This window comes from Cobetia sp. SIMBA_158 (genome assembly GCF_046566945.1).
GTDB lineage: Bacteria > Pseudomonadota > Gammaproteobacteria > Pseudomonadales > Halomonadaceae > Cobetia > Cobetia amphilecti.
The window spans coordinates 817,219-831,757 of sequence record NZ_JAWJYL010000001.1 but is presented as its reverse complement, the minus strand read 5'-3'; the positions used below and the strand labels follow the sequence as shown (position 1 = coordinate 831,757).

13 protein-coding genes are annotated in these 14,539 nt (G+C 62.1%); 5 read left to right on the top strand and 8 right to left on the bottom strand.

Translation table 11 applies throughout. From position 1 onward, the window contains the following. Positions 1 to 246: 246 nt before the first annotated feature. From R2R70_RS03795 to R2R70_RS03770, 6 genes are all read right to left on the bottom strand, one after another. The gene (locus tag R2R70_RS03795; protein ID WP_410977327.1) at positions 247 to 1,161 is read right to left on the bottom strand and encodes a LysR substrate-binding domain-containing protein; all 915 of its coding nucleotides are present in this window, start codon (positions 1,159 to 1,161) and stop codon (positions 247 to 249) included. Between the two features lie 138 nt (positions 1,162 to 1,299). After that, positions 1,300 to 2,805 carry an aspartate/glutamate racemase family protein gene (locus R2R70_RS03790; RefSeq protein ID WP_131431708.1) on the bottom strand — a complete coding sequence of 502 codons (1,506 nt, stop codon included), beginning with the start codon at positions 2,803 to 2,805 and terminating at the stop codon, positions 1,300 to 1,302. 91 nt (positions 2,806 to 2,896) lie between these two features. Beyond that, entirely contained in the window at positions 2,897 to 4,219 is a 1,323-nt protein-coding gene (locus R2R70_RS03785; protein ID WP_410977291.1) for a dicarboxylate/amino acid:cation symporter, read from the bottom strand. Positions 4,220 to 4,534: 315 nt separating this feature from the next. Continuing rightward, positions 4,535 to 5,524, bottom strand: a complete 990-nt coding sequence (locus R2R70_RS03780) for an ABC transporter substrate-binding protein (RefSeq protein WP_107335145.1) — start codon at positions 5,522 to 5,524, stop codon at positions 4,535 to 4,537. Between the two features lie 292 nt (positions 5,525 to 5,816). Beyond that, positions 5,817 to 6,518, bottom strand: coding sequence for a pseudouridine synthase (locus R2R70_RS03775; RefSeq protein WP_054555772.1), 702 nt, complete (start codon positions 6,516 to 6,518; stop codon positions 5,817 to 5,819). Beyond that, positions 6,518 to 7,432 carry a nitrilase family protein gene (locus R2R70_RS03770; protein ID WP_410977290.1) on the bottom strand — a complete coding sequence of 305 codons (915 nt, stop codon included), beginning with the start codon at positions 7,430 to 7,432 and terminating at the stop codon, positions 6,518 to 6,520. The genes R2R70_RS03775 and R2R70_RS03770 overlap by 1 nt, the downstream gene beginning before the upstream one ends. A gap of 330 nt (positions 7,433 to 7,762) precedes the next feature. Between R2R70_RS03770 and R2R70_RS03765 the strand changes: the two genes are divergently transcribed. The 3 genes from R2R70_RS03765 to R2R70_RS03755 are packed head-to-tail and all read left to right on the top strand — an operon-like array spanning position 7,763 to position 10,187. Then, positions 7,763 to 8,116, top strand: a complete 354-nt coding sequence (locus R2R70_RS03765) for a DUF1904 family protein (protein ID WP_410977289.1) — start codon at positions 7,763 to 7,765, stop codon at positions 8,114 to 8,116. Continuing rightward, entirely contained in the window at positions 8,113 to 9,063 is a 951-nt protein-coding gene (gene rarD / locus R2R70_RS03760; RefSeq protein ID WP_410977288.1) for an EamA family transporter RarD, read from the top strand. The genes R2R70_RS03765 and rarD overlap by 4 nt, the downstream gene beginning before the upstream one ends. Before the next feature lie 47 nt (positions 9,064 to 9,110). Then, positions 9,111 to 10,187 (top strand): YihY/virulence factor BrkB family protein, encoded by a 1,077-nt coding sequence (locus R2R70_RS03755; protein WP_410977287.1) that lies wholly within the window; start codon positions 9,111 to 9,113, stop codon positions 10,185 to 10,187. Positions 10,188 to 10,353: 166 nt separating this feature from the next. On the opposite strand, the gene R2R70_RS03750 is transcribed toward R2R70_RS03755, so the two are convergent. Next, on the bottom strand, positions 10,354 to 10,785 hold the full coding sequence (locus tag R2R70_RS03750) for an OsmC family protein (protein WP_043335071.1): 432 nt from the start codon (positions 10,783 to 10,785) through the stop codon (positions 10,354 to 10,356). Positions 10,786 to 11,206: 421 nt separating this feature from the next. Here R2R70_RS03750 and R2R70_RS03745 point away from each other — a divergent pair, with 421 nt between their 5' ends. Continuing rightward, complete coding sequence (locus R2R70_RS03745) at positions 11,207 to 11,692, top strand: hypothetical protein (RefSeq protein ID WP_410977286.1); 486 nt, start codon at positions 11,207 to 11,209, stop codon at positions 11,690 to 11,692. Between the two features lie 399 nt (positions 11,693 to 12,091). Then, the gene (locus R2R70_RS03740) at positions 12,092 to 13,255 is read left to right on the top strand and encodes an NADH:flavin oxidoreductase (protein ID WP_410977285.1); all 1,164 of its coding nucleotides are present in this window, start codon (positions 12,092 to 12,094) and stop codon (positions 13,253 to 13,255) included. A gap of 115 nt (positions 13,256 to 13,370) precedes the next feature. Here the strand turns inward: R2R70_RS03740 and R2R70_RS03735 are convergent, their stop codons facing one another. Beyond that, positions 13,371 to 14,537, bottom strand: coding sequence for an NAD-dependent epimerase/dehydratase family protein (locus R2R70_RS03735; RefSeq protein ID WP_410977284.1), 1,167 nt, complete (start codon positions 14,535 to 14,537; stop codon positions 13,371 to 13,373). Between the last annotated feature and the right edge of the window lie 2 nt (positions 14,538 to 14,539).

The following is a 14,539-nucleotide window of genomic DNA, read 5'->3' as shown; positions in this document are numbered from 1 at the left end:
TGACTTGCAGCTGCGGTCGATAGGCTGTGAGCTGAGATGCGCTCAGATATGGTCTGATGCGCTTAGATGCCATAACGCAAGACGGGAGCCCAGGTGGCTCCCGTCTTGCGTTATGCACTGGCGATGATTTCAGTTCATTGCCCTGCTCTTTGCTTTGCGTGCCCTTTCCGTTGCGTGCCCTTTCTGGACTCTTTCTTCTCTGGGCCCTTTCTTTACCTATCCCTTCTCTGGCACGCCGCGAGCAGACTACTGGCCTGGCTCGAGGGTTTCGTCTTCGGCGGTCAGGCAGGCTTGCCAGATGCGTTCGGCCACACGCTGATCATGCTCGGCGTGGCGGAAGAGGCAGATGTCCAGCGGCGCGGTGTGGCTATCGTCGCTGATGATGACGAGACGTCCGGCGGCCAGCTCGTCACGTACAGCGCGCTCCGGTACCCAGGCGATGCCGCTACCGGCGAGTGCGCCACGCTTGAGCACGTCAGACATCGAGCATTCGTAGCGGAAGTTGAGACGCGCGGCGAGGTTCTGGCGGCCAATGATCAGTGCGGTCAGGCGCCCGAGATAGCTGTCGCTGGAGTAGCAGAGATAGGGCTGCGGCGTGTCGCTATCGAGGGAGTAAAGGGCCTGGCCTGTGTCATCGACGGCGCTGACGGGCACCAGTCGCTCGGAGCCGAGCACGATGGAGGGATAGCGCACGATGTCGGTGAGCGTCGGGAGTAGCGGACTGTTGTAGGCCAGCATCAGATCACAGTTGCCGCTGATCAGGGCATCGACACAGCCGGCGACGTGGTCGGGCACGATGCGTGCCTTGAGATTGCCCAGTCGGTTTTGCAGCTGTTCATGCCAGTCGACGAAGAAGCTGACCGCCAGCGTGTGCGAGGCGGAAATCGAGACGACTTCCTCTATCTTGGGCACGAAACCGAGCGCTTCATCGCGGCCGACGCGCAATACCGAGAGCGCATCCTGGGCGGTGCGCTGGAAGGATTCGCCCGCAGGGGTCAGGCCGACGGGGAACAGGCTGCGGTCGATCAGGGTGGCGCCGACCCAGTATTCCAGATTGCGAATACGACGGCTGAAGGCCGGTTGCGTCACGTTGCGCAGGGTGGCGGCGCGCGAGAAGTTACGCGTCACCGCCAGGGTGAGGAAGTCTTCCAGCCAGTTCATTTCCACGGCGAGCACCTGAAGAGAGGCATGAATGAGGCAAAGGCACACAGCGGGCCTGCGTGAGCGCAGTATATCGCGTCGCTGGGTGTCTTTTCTTCAAGCTCTCTTCACTGGCTTACCGGATGGATGCAGCGCTGATCAAGCCTCGGCTTGCGCCAGTGCCACACAGCGCTGCGCGAGAATTTCCGCGGGGTCGAGCAGCGCTACCCGCTCACGCAGTGCCGCATCAAGCTCGATCAACGGAAGCTCGGTACAGCCCAGAATGATCACTTCTGCGCCCCGCGCCAGCAGGTGGGAAATGGCAGCCTGCAGATGCTCGCTGCACTCCCCTGTCGTATGCCCCGCCTTCACGCCGTGATGCCCGTAGATCGCCTCCATCACCTGGGTTTGACAGCGCGCATCAGGCACCAGCGTTTCACGCCCCGAGGCCTCGATGATGTCGTGGTAGACCCGACTGGTCACGGTGCCGCTGGTCGCGAGCAACCCGACCCGCGTCACCGGCGTCTGCATCGCCGCGATATGGTCAACCACCGCCGTCAGCATGTTGATGATCGGGATGCCGATATAGGGCTGGATACGCGCCACGAAGGCATGCGCGGTATTGCAGGGAATCGCGATGGCATTGGCGCCATCGGCCTCCAGCCGCTGACAGGTCGCGAGCATCGGGATGCTCGGATCTTCGCCCTTGCCGATCAGATTGGCAGTGCGATCGGGAATCTGCGGATTCTGCTCCACCACCATCTTGAGGTGGTCCTGATCGCGCTCGGCACGCGTCAGGCTGACCACCTTGCGCATGAAGTCCACCGTGGCTGCCGGCCCTACTCCACCAAGCACGCCGAGCTTGAAGTTGCGATTCTCGCGCTCGCGGTCCACGCCCAGTGCGTACTCGGCGTAGATGAGATTGGAGTCGAGCAAGGGCACCGGCACCAGCGGCTGCAGCGACTCCATCAGCACCGGAATCTCGCTCAGGCCCGGCACGATGATCTCCGCGCCCTGACTGACCAGGTCATCACAGGCCTCGAGCAACAGTTGCAGACACTCGCCTCCATGATGGCCGCTCTTGATGCCGCTCGGCCCATAGATGGCCTGCATCAGGGCATCACGCTGCAGCGTGGCATCGGGGTAGATGACCTCGAGACCGCCAGCTGTCGCGAGGCTTCCGTCTTGCGTGGCATCCGGCGCTCCGAAGCGCTGCTCGAAGATGCCGGAGGCGCGCACGTAGCTTGAGGTCAGCACGCCGATCTTGCGCACCTCGGGATAGTCGCGGCGAATGCGCGCCAGCAGCGCATCGAAGATATCGACGACGTTGAAGCTGATTTCCGGGGTGATCTCGGCCAGGAAGGTGTGGGAGAGAAAGCATGGCACCATCGCGTTCTCGACCTTGCCCTGCATATCCTTGAGCACGTTGTAGACGTAGAACTTGCGCCGCAGCGGGTCGTAGGCCTCCGCGGCGATTCCCGGCCCATCATCGAAGTGGCGTTGCTCGAAGGCGATATCCACCCCGCCCGGCGGCTTGCAGTACTGCGCCGCGCGCACCGTCTTGAGCAGGACATCCGCGCTGCCGATCGCCCCCAGGCCACCCACGACGCCGTAGCGAACGACAGAGGGGCTGGCTTTATGTGAAGGTGCGTTGGGGCGTTCCATGACGATGTTCTCCTGATGTCTTTGACACGCTTATCACGCGGATGCCGACAAGCCGATGATGATGACGCTGCTGGTGTTCAGACAAGAACGCTCAACTGAGCTCTGAGCGCATGACATGGGGCGTATTGAAGACTTCCTCGTCCAGCTCGCCTTCGCTCTTGGCGACCAGGCAGCTGACGGCGCAGTCACCCGCCACGTTCAGGCCGGTACGCGCCATGTCGAGCACACGATCGATGCCCGCGATGATGGCAACGCCTTCCAGCGGCAAGCCGACGGAGGTCAGCACCAGCGAGAGCATGATCAGGCCGGCACCCGGCACACCGGCGGTACCGATGGAGCCCAGCGTCGCGGTCATGATGATGGTGACGTATTCAGTCATGCCCAGATCAACGCCATAGGCCTGGGCGATGAACAGCGCGCAGACGCCCTGATACAGCGCGGTGCCATCCATGTTGATGGTCGCGCCCAGCGGCAGCACGAAGCTCGAGACACCCCGCTTGACGCCCAGGTTCTGCTCGGCGGCCATCATGGTCACCGGCAAGGTGCCGGAACTGGAAGTGCTGGTGAAGGCGAGCATGATCGGCTCGACACTGCCCTGGAAATAGCGCAGCGGGTTCAAGCGCGCCAGAAAGCGCAGCATGCCGCCATAGACCACGATGGCATGCACGAAGCAGCCGATATAGACGATGCCGATCACCTTGGCCAGCGGCGCGAGCATTGCCAGGCCATAGGTGCCGGCCACCCAGGTCATCAGGGCGAAGACACCGTAGGGCGTGAAGGCGATGATGATGCTGGTCATGCGATAGATGATTTCCGCCGCGGACTCGAAGAACACGCGCACCGGACGGGCCTTCTCACCCACCAGCGTGATGGAGAGGCCAAACAGGATCGCGAAGACGATGATCTGCAACACATTGCCTTCGGCGAAGGCCTCGACGGCATTGGTCGGTACCAGCCCGAGCAGGGTATCGACGGCGGTCGGCGCTTCACGCACCTCGACATTGGCCGCACTGCCCAGGTCGATCCCCACGCCCGGCTGGAAGACGGTGGCCAGCCCCAGGCCGATGGTGATGGCGACTGCCGTCATGCCCAGATAGAGCACCAGCGTCTTGACGCTCAGGCGGCCGATCTTGGAGAGGTTGTTGAGCGAGGCCACGCCAGTGACCAGCGAGATGAAGACCAGCGGCACGATCAGCATCTTGATGCCGCGGATGAACAGGTCACCCAGCGGTTTGATATCGGCGGCGATATCGGCGCGCCCGGTCTGGTTGAGCACGATACCCAGCCCTAGGCCCAGAACCAGGGCGATGAAGATCTGCTTCCACAGCGCCAGACGTGTCCAGGGAGACAGAAAGCGCGCAATGGGCCCGGGAGAGCGAGGCATCGGGGCGGAGGAAGAGCCTGAATCAGCCATGAGTGTTTCCTTCTTGTCATTATTGTTGGCTACGCGTGGAAGCAGCGCAGAGTGCAGACTGATGGTGATACAGGCCCCTATCCCGCGACCAATTCTTTATTTGGATTTTCCATGCAAGATTTGCATGACGACGAATTCTCCCCCTGATGGGCGGCACGCCAGAGGTCATTTTCTGTCCTGACGCTGCGCACGTTATTGGCACGTTAGCTGCTGTAGAACGCACGAAGCCCGCTCAATGAGCGGGCTTCGTGTACTGACCACAATATTCAAGGTGCTGCATCCACAAAGATCAGTGGCACCTTTTCAAGCTGTCGATCATGCCTCCGGCAGGCCGAGAGCCTCCTTGACGGCCGGCCAGGCAGGTTCGCCATCACGGGTGGTCACACCTTCCAGCCAGGCCTTGACCTTGGCTGGGTTGGACTTCATCCAGGTACCCGCCACCTCTTCCTGCGGGCGCTCTTCCTTGCCATAGCCATAGATGAGTTCACTCTGCTCCTCGGAGGTGAAGGAGATCTGATCCAGGAAGATGGATGCATTGGGATGTGCTTCCGACCACGCCTTGTTGGCCAAGGTCTTCACATCACTGGCGCCACCACCCGGGCCCCAGAGGTCTTCCGGGTCATCGAGGAAGACCATGTCGTATTCGACGCCCATCCAGTGCGGAGTCCAGCCGACGAACATGACCCACTCATCACGCTTGATGGCATTGGCGACTGTCCCAAGCATGCCGGCAGTGGAAGACTCCTTGAGGTCCCAATCGCCGAGACCATAGATATCCTCATCGACGGCACGGTTGGCGATTTCACTGGAGCCCGAGCCGATCTCGATGGAATAGATGGTCTTTTCGAACTTGTCGGCAAATTCCGGCTTGTCGACATCATGCAGTGAGGTGACACCGGCTTCGGCCACGTAACGTGGCACGGCGAAATTGGCACGTGCGCCATCCACGTTGTTGCCGAAGTCGACCATGGCATCCTTTGCCATAGCCGCCTTGTACATGGTGCTCTGCCCCGGCAACCAGGCGGCCAGGTAGACATCGACTTCCCCGAGCGAGATGCCTTCGTAAGTGATCTGCGCGCCCAGTTGGCGGGTGGTGGGAGAATAGCCCAGTGCCTCGAAGATTTCGGAGGCAATCTCGGTCTTCATGGTCACGCCCGGCCATGGCGGCGCCGCGAACACGACACTGGCATCTTCCGCGGCAGTCGCCGGCGCTGACAGGGTTGCCAGCAGCAGACCACTGCCCGCCAACGCCATGCGCAGTGGCAGAGGTTTCAGTAGGTGGGACTTGGTGAAGGGGGACGACATAGTGGACTTTCCTCGTTGTTGTTATGAATACGCCATTGTCATGAAAATGCGCGAATCAGACGCTGAGCGAAGATGACATCTTGATAAATGCCTCTTCTGCAAAACGCGCTTCCCGCAAAGAATTCACAATACGAGCAGACGAATCACTACCTTAAGCGCGATCGTTGGAACGATACAAGGCTCGGCGGCCAACGACGCGCATGAAAAAGCCCCCGCCATTCGTGAAAAATGACGGGGGCTTTTCATGACGCATGCGCTGATGAATCAGAAGCTAGCGACCAGAAGCGAATGATCAGAAACTGGCGATCTCTTCCGGACGCAGGAAGCGGCATTCGCCCGGCTCCAGCTCCGGGTCCAGCTCGACAGCCCCGATGGCTTCGCGATGCAGGGCTTCGACGTGATTGCCGATGGCCGCGAACATGCGCTTCACCTGGTGGTAACGGCCTTCGGTGATCCACAGCAGACCCACGGTGGCGGTTTCCATCTCGAGGCGCGCCGGACGCGTCGGCTTCTCCTCGCCATCCAGCATCAGGCCGTGATCGAAGTCCTCCACGGCGCGCGCCAGCTCATCGCCTTCCAGCGGGCGCGCCAGAGTGACGCGATAGCGCTTGGCACAGGCCTTCTTGGGCGAGGTGACACGGTGGTTCCACTGGCCGTCGTCTGTCATCAGCACCAGACCGGTGGTGTCGACATCAAGACGCCCGACGATGCTCAGGCGCTCGACATTGGGCAGATCGATCAGGTCATGCGCGCGCTCATAGAGGCCCGGCTTGCTGGTGCATTCCACATTGGCCGGCTTGTACAGCATCAGATAGCGCAGCCCCATCAGCTCCAGGTGCTCACCATTCCATTCGACGCGCATGCCATCCTTGACGGCGCTCGCGGTGTTCTTGACTACCTCACCATCCACGGTGACATCGCCGCGGTGCACGACCTTCTTGGCATCGCTACGGCTGAGATCCGTGGTTTCGGTAAGGAATTTGTCCAGGCGCATCAGGCCTCCAGAGTGAAATGATCGGCGTCCATCCACGCCGGAAACTTGGTTCGAAACTCGTCGAGCGCGCCGCGTTCAAGCGTCACGGTCTCGATAAAGGGCTGGTCTGGCGCAGGGTCGAGGATGGGCTCGCCCTTGAAGTCGCAGACCATGGAGTCGCCGGTATAGTGCAGCCCGTTGGCGTCGTCACCCACACGGTTGACGCCCACCACGTAGGCCAGATTCTCGATGGCGCGCGCCTGCAGCAGCGTACGCCACGGATGACGCCGTACGCCCGGCCAGTTGGCCACGCACAGCAGCAGATCATATTCAAAGGCGCTGTCAGCGGCGGTCTCGGCGGCACTCACGCCACCGATGACAGGACGCTGACGCAGCCAGGTCGGGAAGCGCAGGTCATAGCAGACCGAGAGCTGAATCCGAAAGCCGTTGAGCTCGACCAGCACCCGCTCATAGCCCATGCCATAACGCTCATGCTCACCGGCCATGCGGAACAGATGGCGCTTGTCATAGTGCGTCACCTCGCCGTCAGGCGTGGCCCACAGCATGCGGTTGTAACACTCGCCGTCATCCAGCACCGCGATGCTGCCGGTCATCACGCAACCACGGGTGATGGCCTGTGCCTTGAGCCAGTCGACGCTCTCGCTGGACTCCATCGGCTGCGCCATCTCACGCGAATTCATGGTGAAGCCGGTGGCAAACATCTCGGGCAGCACGATCAGGTCCGTTTCGGCAGTGCGGCCATCCGCGCCCATGACCAGGCCAGCGGCATCCAGCTGCTCGCCGAGCAGACGGCAGTTCTCCGCCGGGTCTTCCCAGCGCAGGTCCGCCTGCACCAAGCTGACACGCAGTGTCGCCCCTCGCGAGGCATCGCCAGCATTCGCTTGCGAGGAAGTCGCCTGTGGCTGTGTCGTCATGGTCGTCGTGCCTCCCTGCTGACTGAATGGACGCTTGAGTGGCGACTGGCGGATTCGCGTCGGCGCGAGCCTTGCCCACCCTGCCGCTGGTCGTGCCACGTCTTGAAAGCGCTCATTCTACCGTCTGTGGCGATCAGATGTGAGAGGCAAAGCATGATCTGTCATCGCCGCACCGCTCAGCACGCGCACGAATCCTTGGCGGCGGGTGTGAGCATCAGAAGCCAGTGATATATTGGCGATGAACGCAAAGTCGCCACGCCAGGTTGCGGCGACGCCAGTTCACCGCGATCTTGCTCGCCCACTCCCCATCCCGACTCACAGGAGAGCTTCATGCCTCAGCTTCGCTTCCACGGTGTCACGCCTGCCCGTCTTGCCCCTGTCTCGCGCGCACTGATCGATCAGCTGAGCGAAGCGACCGCCACCGCGCGCGACGAATTCACGCTGGAATGCATCACCACCCAGTATGTGTTCGATGGTCAGCTCGTCGATGCCTTCCCCTTCGTCGAGGTGCTGTGGTTCGAACGTGGCCAGAAGGTGCGCGATCTGTGCGCCCAATCCATCGCGCATGCCATGAATGAGGCCGGCTATCCGGAGGCCGAAAGCTTCTTCATCGCCCTTGAGCTTTCTGGCTACTACATCGCAGGCAAGCCACTGGCGCAGGATGGTTCGAGCGACTCCGCATGAGGCGGGAGCAGGCAGGCCCCTGCGCCGAGAGTCTGGCGCAGGCGCGCCGCGAGAGCGCCAAGGGTGTCGGTTTCGGGCTGAGCGCCTATGTGATGTGGGGCTGTTTTCCGCTCTACTTCGCGCTGTTCGAGGGCATTCCCGCCTGGGAAGTGCTGCTGCACCGCATCCTGTGGAGCTGCGTGTTCATGGTGCTGCTGATCAGCGTCATCCGGCGCTGGTCGCCGGTGCGCGCCGCCTTCGCCGAACCCCGCAAGCTTGTGCCGGTGCTGGCCTGCTCGATCCTGATCGCGCTCAACTGGGGCATCTACATCCACGCGGTGGAGGTGCATGAGGTACTGCAGGCAAGCTTGGGTTACTTCATGACGCCGCTGGTCAATGTCGGGCTGGGCATGCTGTTCCTGAAGGAGCGTCTGACGCGCGTGCAGCTGTTCGCGCTGGGGCTGGCCGTTCTCGGTCTGAGCCTGCAGCTGATCGGCCTGACGAAACTGCCGTGGATCACGCTCTCGCTGGCTGTCACCTTCGGCACCTACGGGCTGCTCAGAAAGCGCATCGCGCTGGATGGCCTGTCGGGCCTGCTGGTCGAGACGATGATGCTCGCGCCACTCGCGCTGCTGCTGATCGGCGGCCAGTGGTTCTCCGGCGAATCGCACTTCGCGGCCAGCGATGTCGGCCCGCTGGGGCTTCCCGCCAGCGTGCTGATGATGTCCAGCGGCGTGCTCACCGCGCTGCCGCTGCTCGCCTTTGCCGGTGCGGCGCGTCGCCTGCGCCTCGCCACGGTCGGCTTTCTGATGTACATCAACCCGACCATGCAGTTTCTGATCGCGCTGCTGATCTTCAAGGAAGCCCTGCATCCGACGATGCTGATCACCTTCGTGCTGATCTGGAGTGGTCTGGCGCTCTATACCGCCTCGACGTTCTTCCAGCATCGCGCCCGACAGCGCGGCTGACATCACCCTTGAACTGACACCACGAACCAAAGCGAGGATGCCCAGCCATGCCAGACCCTGCTGCAGACTCCGTGAGCAGCCGCCTGTTGCGCTTTCTGCCGCGCCTGCTGGCCTTCGCCCTGCGCGTCATCGGACAGTTCATCGCCAACCGTGGCGTACTGCTGGCCGGTGGCGTCGGCTACAACATCCTGCTGTCCAGCGTACCGCTGTTCGCCTTGCTCTGTGTGCTGCTGACGCACCTGGTGGATGAAACGCGCCTGATGAGCATCATCGCCATTCAGGTCCAGCATCTGGGGCCGGGCCAGGAAGATATCCTGCTGGACGCGGTGCGCAAGCTGCTGGCCAATCGCGAGGTGATCAGCTGGATCGGCATGGGCGGCTTGCTGTTCTTCGCCGGACTGGCCTTTCGCATGCTGGAAGACGCCATCGCGCTGATCTTCCATCAGCATCCGGTGATTCGTAAGCGCAGCGCGTGGATTTCCGCCCTGCTGCCCTACGCCTTCGTGATGGTGCTGGGCGCGGGCCTGCTGGCGCTGACCCTGCTAGTGGCGCTGGCTTCGGCGATGAATGACGCCCTGACGCTGCTGACCGGTATCGAGCTGACGCTGGGTGATGCCGGCAGCGAGGTAATCTATCTGATCAGCATCGTCGGCATGTTCGGGCTGTTCAGCGCCATCTACAAGATACTGCCCCAGACCCGCGTCTCTACCCGCCGCGCGCTGGTCGGTGGCCTGGTCGCGGCCACCCTGTGGGAGCTGACACGCCTCGCCTTGAGCTGGTACTTCACCCACCTTTCCTTCGTCGGCGCCGTCTACGGCTCACTGGCGACGCTGATCGTGCTGCTGCTGGGGCTGGAGATCGGTGCCGTGATCCTGCTGCTCGGCGCCCAGGTGATCGCCGAGCTGGAGCAATGCTCACGCGAGAACATTCGCTGGTACCGCACGCCGGATCGCAAGCCACTGACGCGGCTGCAATCGCGCCGCAATGCCATGCAGCATGCCGGCGAGGTCAGCGAGGAGGATGAGTTGGCAATGAACCCAGACAGGGGGTCAGGCAGAGGCTCAGAAACCGGCTCAGAAACCGGCTCAGAAAGCGGTTCAGCAAACGGCTCAGACAAGCGCTAGTACACGCGCTCGGAAAGCTCACCGCACACAACGAAAAAAACCGCCCCTCGGGGCGGTTTTTTATGCTCACGTCGCAGAGATGATGACTGCGGTCACGTGAGTCGTTTCTGTCGTGGTCGATGCCTGATGGCTATTCATCTGCGACGGCTCGCCTGCAAGCGACGCCTCAGTTGACCAGCGAGGCTTCCAGCGAGATCTCGGCGGTGAACAGCTTGGAGATCGGGCAGCCACCCTTGGCCTTCTCGGCAGTGGACTGGAAGTCTGCCTCGCTGATGCCCGGCACATCGGCCTTGGTCACCAGGGCGACCTTGGTCACGCTGAAGCCGCTGTCGTCCTTGTCCAGATGGACGGTGGCGGTGGTATCGATGGCCTTGGGCTCATGACCCGCCTCGCCCAGCATCATCGAGAGTGCCATCGAGAAGCAGCTGGCGTGGGCCGCCCCGATCAGCTCTTCGGGATTGGTGCCGGCGCCATCTTCAAAGCGCGTGTTGAAGCCGTAAGGCTGATCCTTGAGCGCACCACTTTCACTGCTGACAGTGCCTTTACCCTGCTTGACGCTACCTTCCCAATGCGCGGAACCGGTTTTCTTGATCGTCATGCCTGTCTCCTTGACCTGGGTGAACACTCAGGGCCGTTGCCCTGTACCACTCACATTGTCATGGCGCGTCGCGACTTCAAGGGGCGTCTGCCCTTTTGCCATCACAAGTGTCTGATCGATCGCGTGCCGGCTGCCTATCAATTGTGTGAGCAAGACACGCCACCCACCCCGGCGAGTGCGCCCGTCGCCACGGCCAATTATTGAACAAGAGTTGAATTCCCGCCGTGCGCCCCGATAACTGCTCTATCGATTACCTGGCGCGCAACGCCGAGTTGCAGTCACTCACATCATCTTATCATGTCTGGCATCGTGCGCTCGCAAGCTGGCGCAGCATTCGCCGACACCTCATACGTCGCCGGTGAATCCCTCACCCGCGCGGCTGCCGACACCGGCAGCCAGACCCGCAAGGAGTCCCCTCATCATGTTCTACAAGACCTCGACAGACATCACTGACGACAACGCCTCTCTCCATGGTCTGCTCTCAGGCAAGCGCCCTGCCGCGAGCACCCGCCTGCGCCGTGGCATTGGCGCCGCCGCAGTGATGCTGGGCCTGCTGGGCCTCACCCCGACCCAGGCCTTCGACGAGATGAACACCGAGACAGGGACCAGCGGCGCGGCCTCTTCCCAGCATTCCTCGCAGGGCCAGCCAACGCCCAGCCACTCCAAGCGCACCGCGGACGGCGCAGCTGACAACGGCGCGCACTATCAACAGAACGAACAGCCCGAAGCAAGTCAGCAAGCCAAGGACAACGCCACGCGCCAGGTACAGAAAAGCCTCGATGGCGGCGAGATCGGCAGCCAGGGCGGCCGACACGCCAATACCGGCCAGGCCAAGCCGACCGAGAACTGGTTCGGCTGCCCGCCCTCCGGCAGCAGCAAGCAGAACGCCCAGTGCGACGGCAAGTGATCGCCAGCACTGAGCACTCGCCATAGGCACGATTGGCGCTGATGACGCAGGCCCCGCAACCCACGGTTGCGGGGCCTGCGTCGTTGCGCGCATATGCTTATGTGCATGGAAAGCAGCACTGCGTTGCCACTTCATGCAGCAACCCTGAATTATTTGAGAAAAAATCTCGCAAATTCAGTCAATTACATGCACAGGTTGTCAAAACGACAACACTCTCCTTCCAGCGTTCCGGCTTGTGACACCCAGGTGCGGCAGGCACGATATAGGACATGCAGATGATCCGTCGATCATTCATTCAGGCCACCGCACTGCGTCGATCTTCACCTCTTTGTGCACGCAGACGCTCAGGGCCTACGACCGGATACGACAGCGGAATGCTTTCCGCGGGAGACGTACTAGATGACAGACACCACCGCATTGTTCACCCCCCATGCCTTCGCAGGGCTGGAGCTCAGCAATCGCCTGGTGCTCGCCCCGATGACGCGTACCAGCGCGCAGGATGACGGCCAGGTGCACTTCGACATGGTCGATTACTATCGCGATTTCGCGCGGGGCAACTTCTCGCTGCTGATCACCGAAGGCATCTACACCGATGAAGCCTTCAGTCAGGGCTACGCCAACCAGCCGGGGCTGGCCAACCAGGCGCAGCAGGACAGCTGGCGTCCGGTGGTCGACGCCGTGCATCAACAAGGTGGGCGCCTCATCGCCCAGCTGATGCATGCCGGCGCCCAAACCCAGCACAACCGCTTCAAGGATGAGGTCGTTGCCCCCTCCGAGAGCCGCGCCAGTGGCGAGATGCTCAGCTTCTACGGTGGCTCCGGCCCCTTCCCGCTGGCCCGCGAGATCAGCGAAGCGGAGATCCACGACGCGATCGCCGGCTTTGCCACCAGCGCCCGTCGCGCCAAGGAAGCCGGCTTCGATGGTATCGAGCTGCATGGTGCCAACGGCTACCTGATCCACCAGTTCATCAGTGAGCGCTTCAATCAGCGTGACGATACCTGGGGCGGCGACGCCATCGCGCGCCTGGCCTTCCCGCTGGCGGTCATCCGCAGCGTGCGTGAGGCGGTCGGCGCCGACTTCGCCATCGGCATGCGCCTGTCCCAGGGCACCGTGACCGAGCCGGAGCTCACCTGGCAGGGCGGCCCTGACGAGGCCCGCGAGCGCTTCGCCAAGCTGATGGAGACAGGGCTGGATTTCCTGCACCTGACCGGCAGCGATGTCGATGCTCCCGCCTTCCCCGAGGCAGACGACGAGCGTGAGCGCAGCCTCAGCCTGACCGCACTGGCGGCACAGGTGCGTAGCGAGAAGGCCGCCGAGGTGAGTCTGATCACCAATGGCAATGTCGCCAGCGTCGCGAAGGCGCAGGTCGCCCTGCAGCACGCGGACCTGGTCGCCATCGGTCGCTCGGCGCTGGCCAATCATGACTGGCCCAAGCGCGTACAACGCGGCACCTGCCTCACCGAGTTCGACTTCTCGATGCTGTCGCCGCTGGCCACGCTGGCCAACGAGGAAGACTGGCGCATCGCCAATGACAAGCCTGCCAACTGCGAGGGTCGCTGCTGATAGCGGCTGACAGGCAAGACGCAAGGAGCCCCGCCAGTTCACTGGCGGGGCTCCTTGCGTTGGTAGGCTGGACGCTCCTCGACCTGAACTCAGATATACAGCCGCTGAATCCCACTCAGGCCTTCAAGAGAGTTCCACTACTGAAGGCCAAGGCCGTCATGGTGGACATGCCGGCCTTTGTCATGCGTCCAGAATGTCCACCTGCAGCGACGCCTGCTTCGTCAAAACATCTCACCCGGGGCAATTGCTCATCATCGGTTTCTCTCAGCAATGACGGATACTGCTGCGCCCACTCAGCCAACTCCTCAAGCCCTGTGGCAAGACTGACACTGGGGCGAAAGCCGGTCAGCGTCTCGAGTGTCGAGGTATCTGCCCAGGTACGCTCGACATCCCCTGGCTGCATCGGCAGCAGACGCTTGCGAGCCGGGACACCCAGCGCTGCCTCGAGGCCATTGATGAAGTTCCCCAATGCGATGGGCTCGCCACGCCCGAGGTTCAGGACACGCGAGGGAGCGGCATTCACTTCCTGCGTCGGCGGCAGGTGCATAAGCCGGTAGATGCCCTCCACGATATCACTGACATGGGTGAAATCACGTGCCATCTGTCCATGGTTGTAGACATCGATCACCTCGTCGGCCAGCAGCTTGCGTGCGAAACGAAGTGGCGCCATGTCCGGGCGCCCGCGGGCGCCATAAACGGTAAAGAAGCGTAGCCCTGTTACCGGTAAACCATAGAGATGCGCGTAGCTGTAAGCCATCAATTCATTTGAGCGCTTCGTGGCAGCGTACAGCGAGAGCGGGCGTACACCCGCCTGGGATTCCTGCAGAGGCTGACGGGTATCATCCCCATAAACGGAACTGCTGGAAGCATAGAGCAAATGGCTCGGGGCCTTGTCACGACAAGCCTCAAGAAGATTGACGAAGCCGACCAGGTTGCTGTCGACATAATCAAAAGGCTGAGTGATGGAGTGGCGCACCCCAGCCTGGGCCGCCAGATTGACGACGACATCAAACTCCTCTTCCTGCATCAATGTGCGAAGCGCCTCACGTTCGACAAGATCCAGCTTGACGAAGCGAAAGCTGCCCAGCCGGCGTGCATTCCCGGGGGCAGCAACGCACTGCCCGGCAAGTGCTTCGAGACGTGTCAGGCGGTGCTGCTTCAGCGCCAACGGATAGTAGGGGTTGAGATTGTCGAGACCGACGACCTGCAGGCCTTCCGTCAAGAGTCGCTCACACAGAGCAGCACCAATGAAACCTGCAGCCCCAGTTACCAGTATCTTCATGC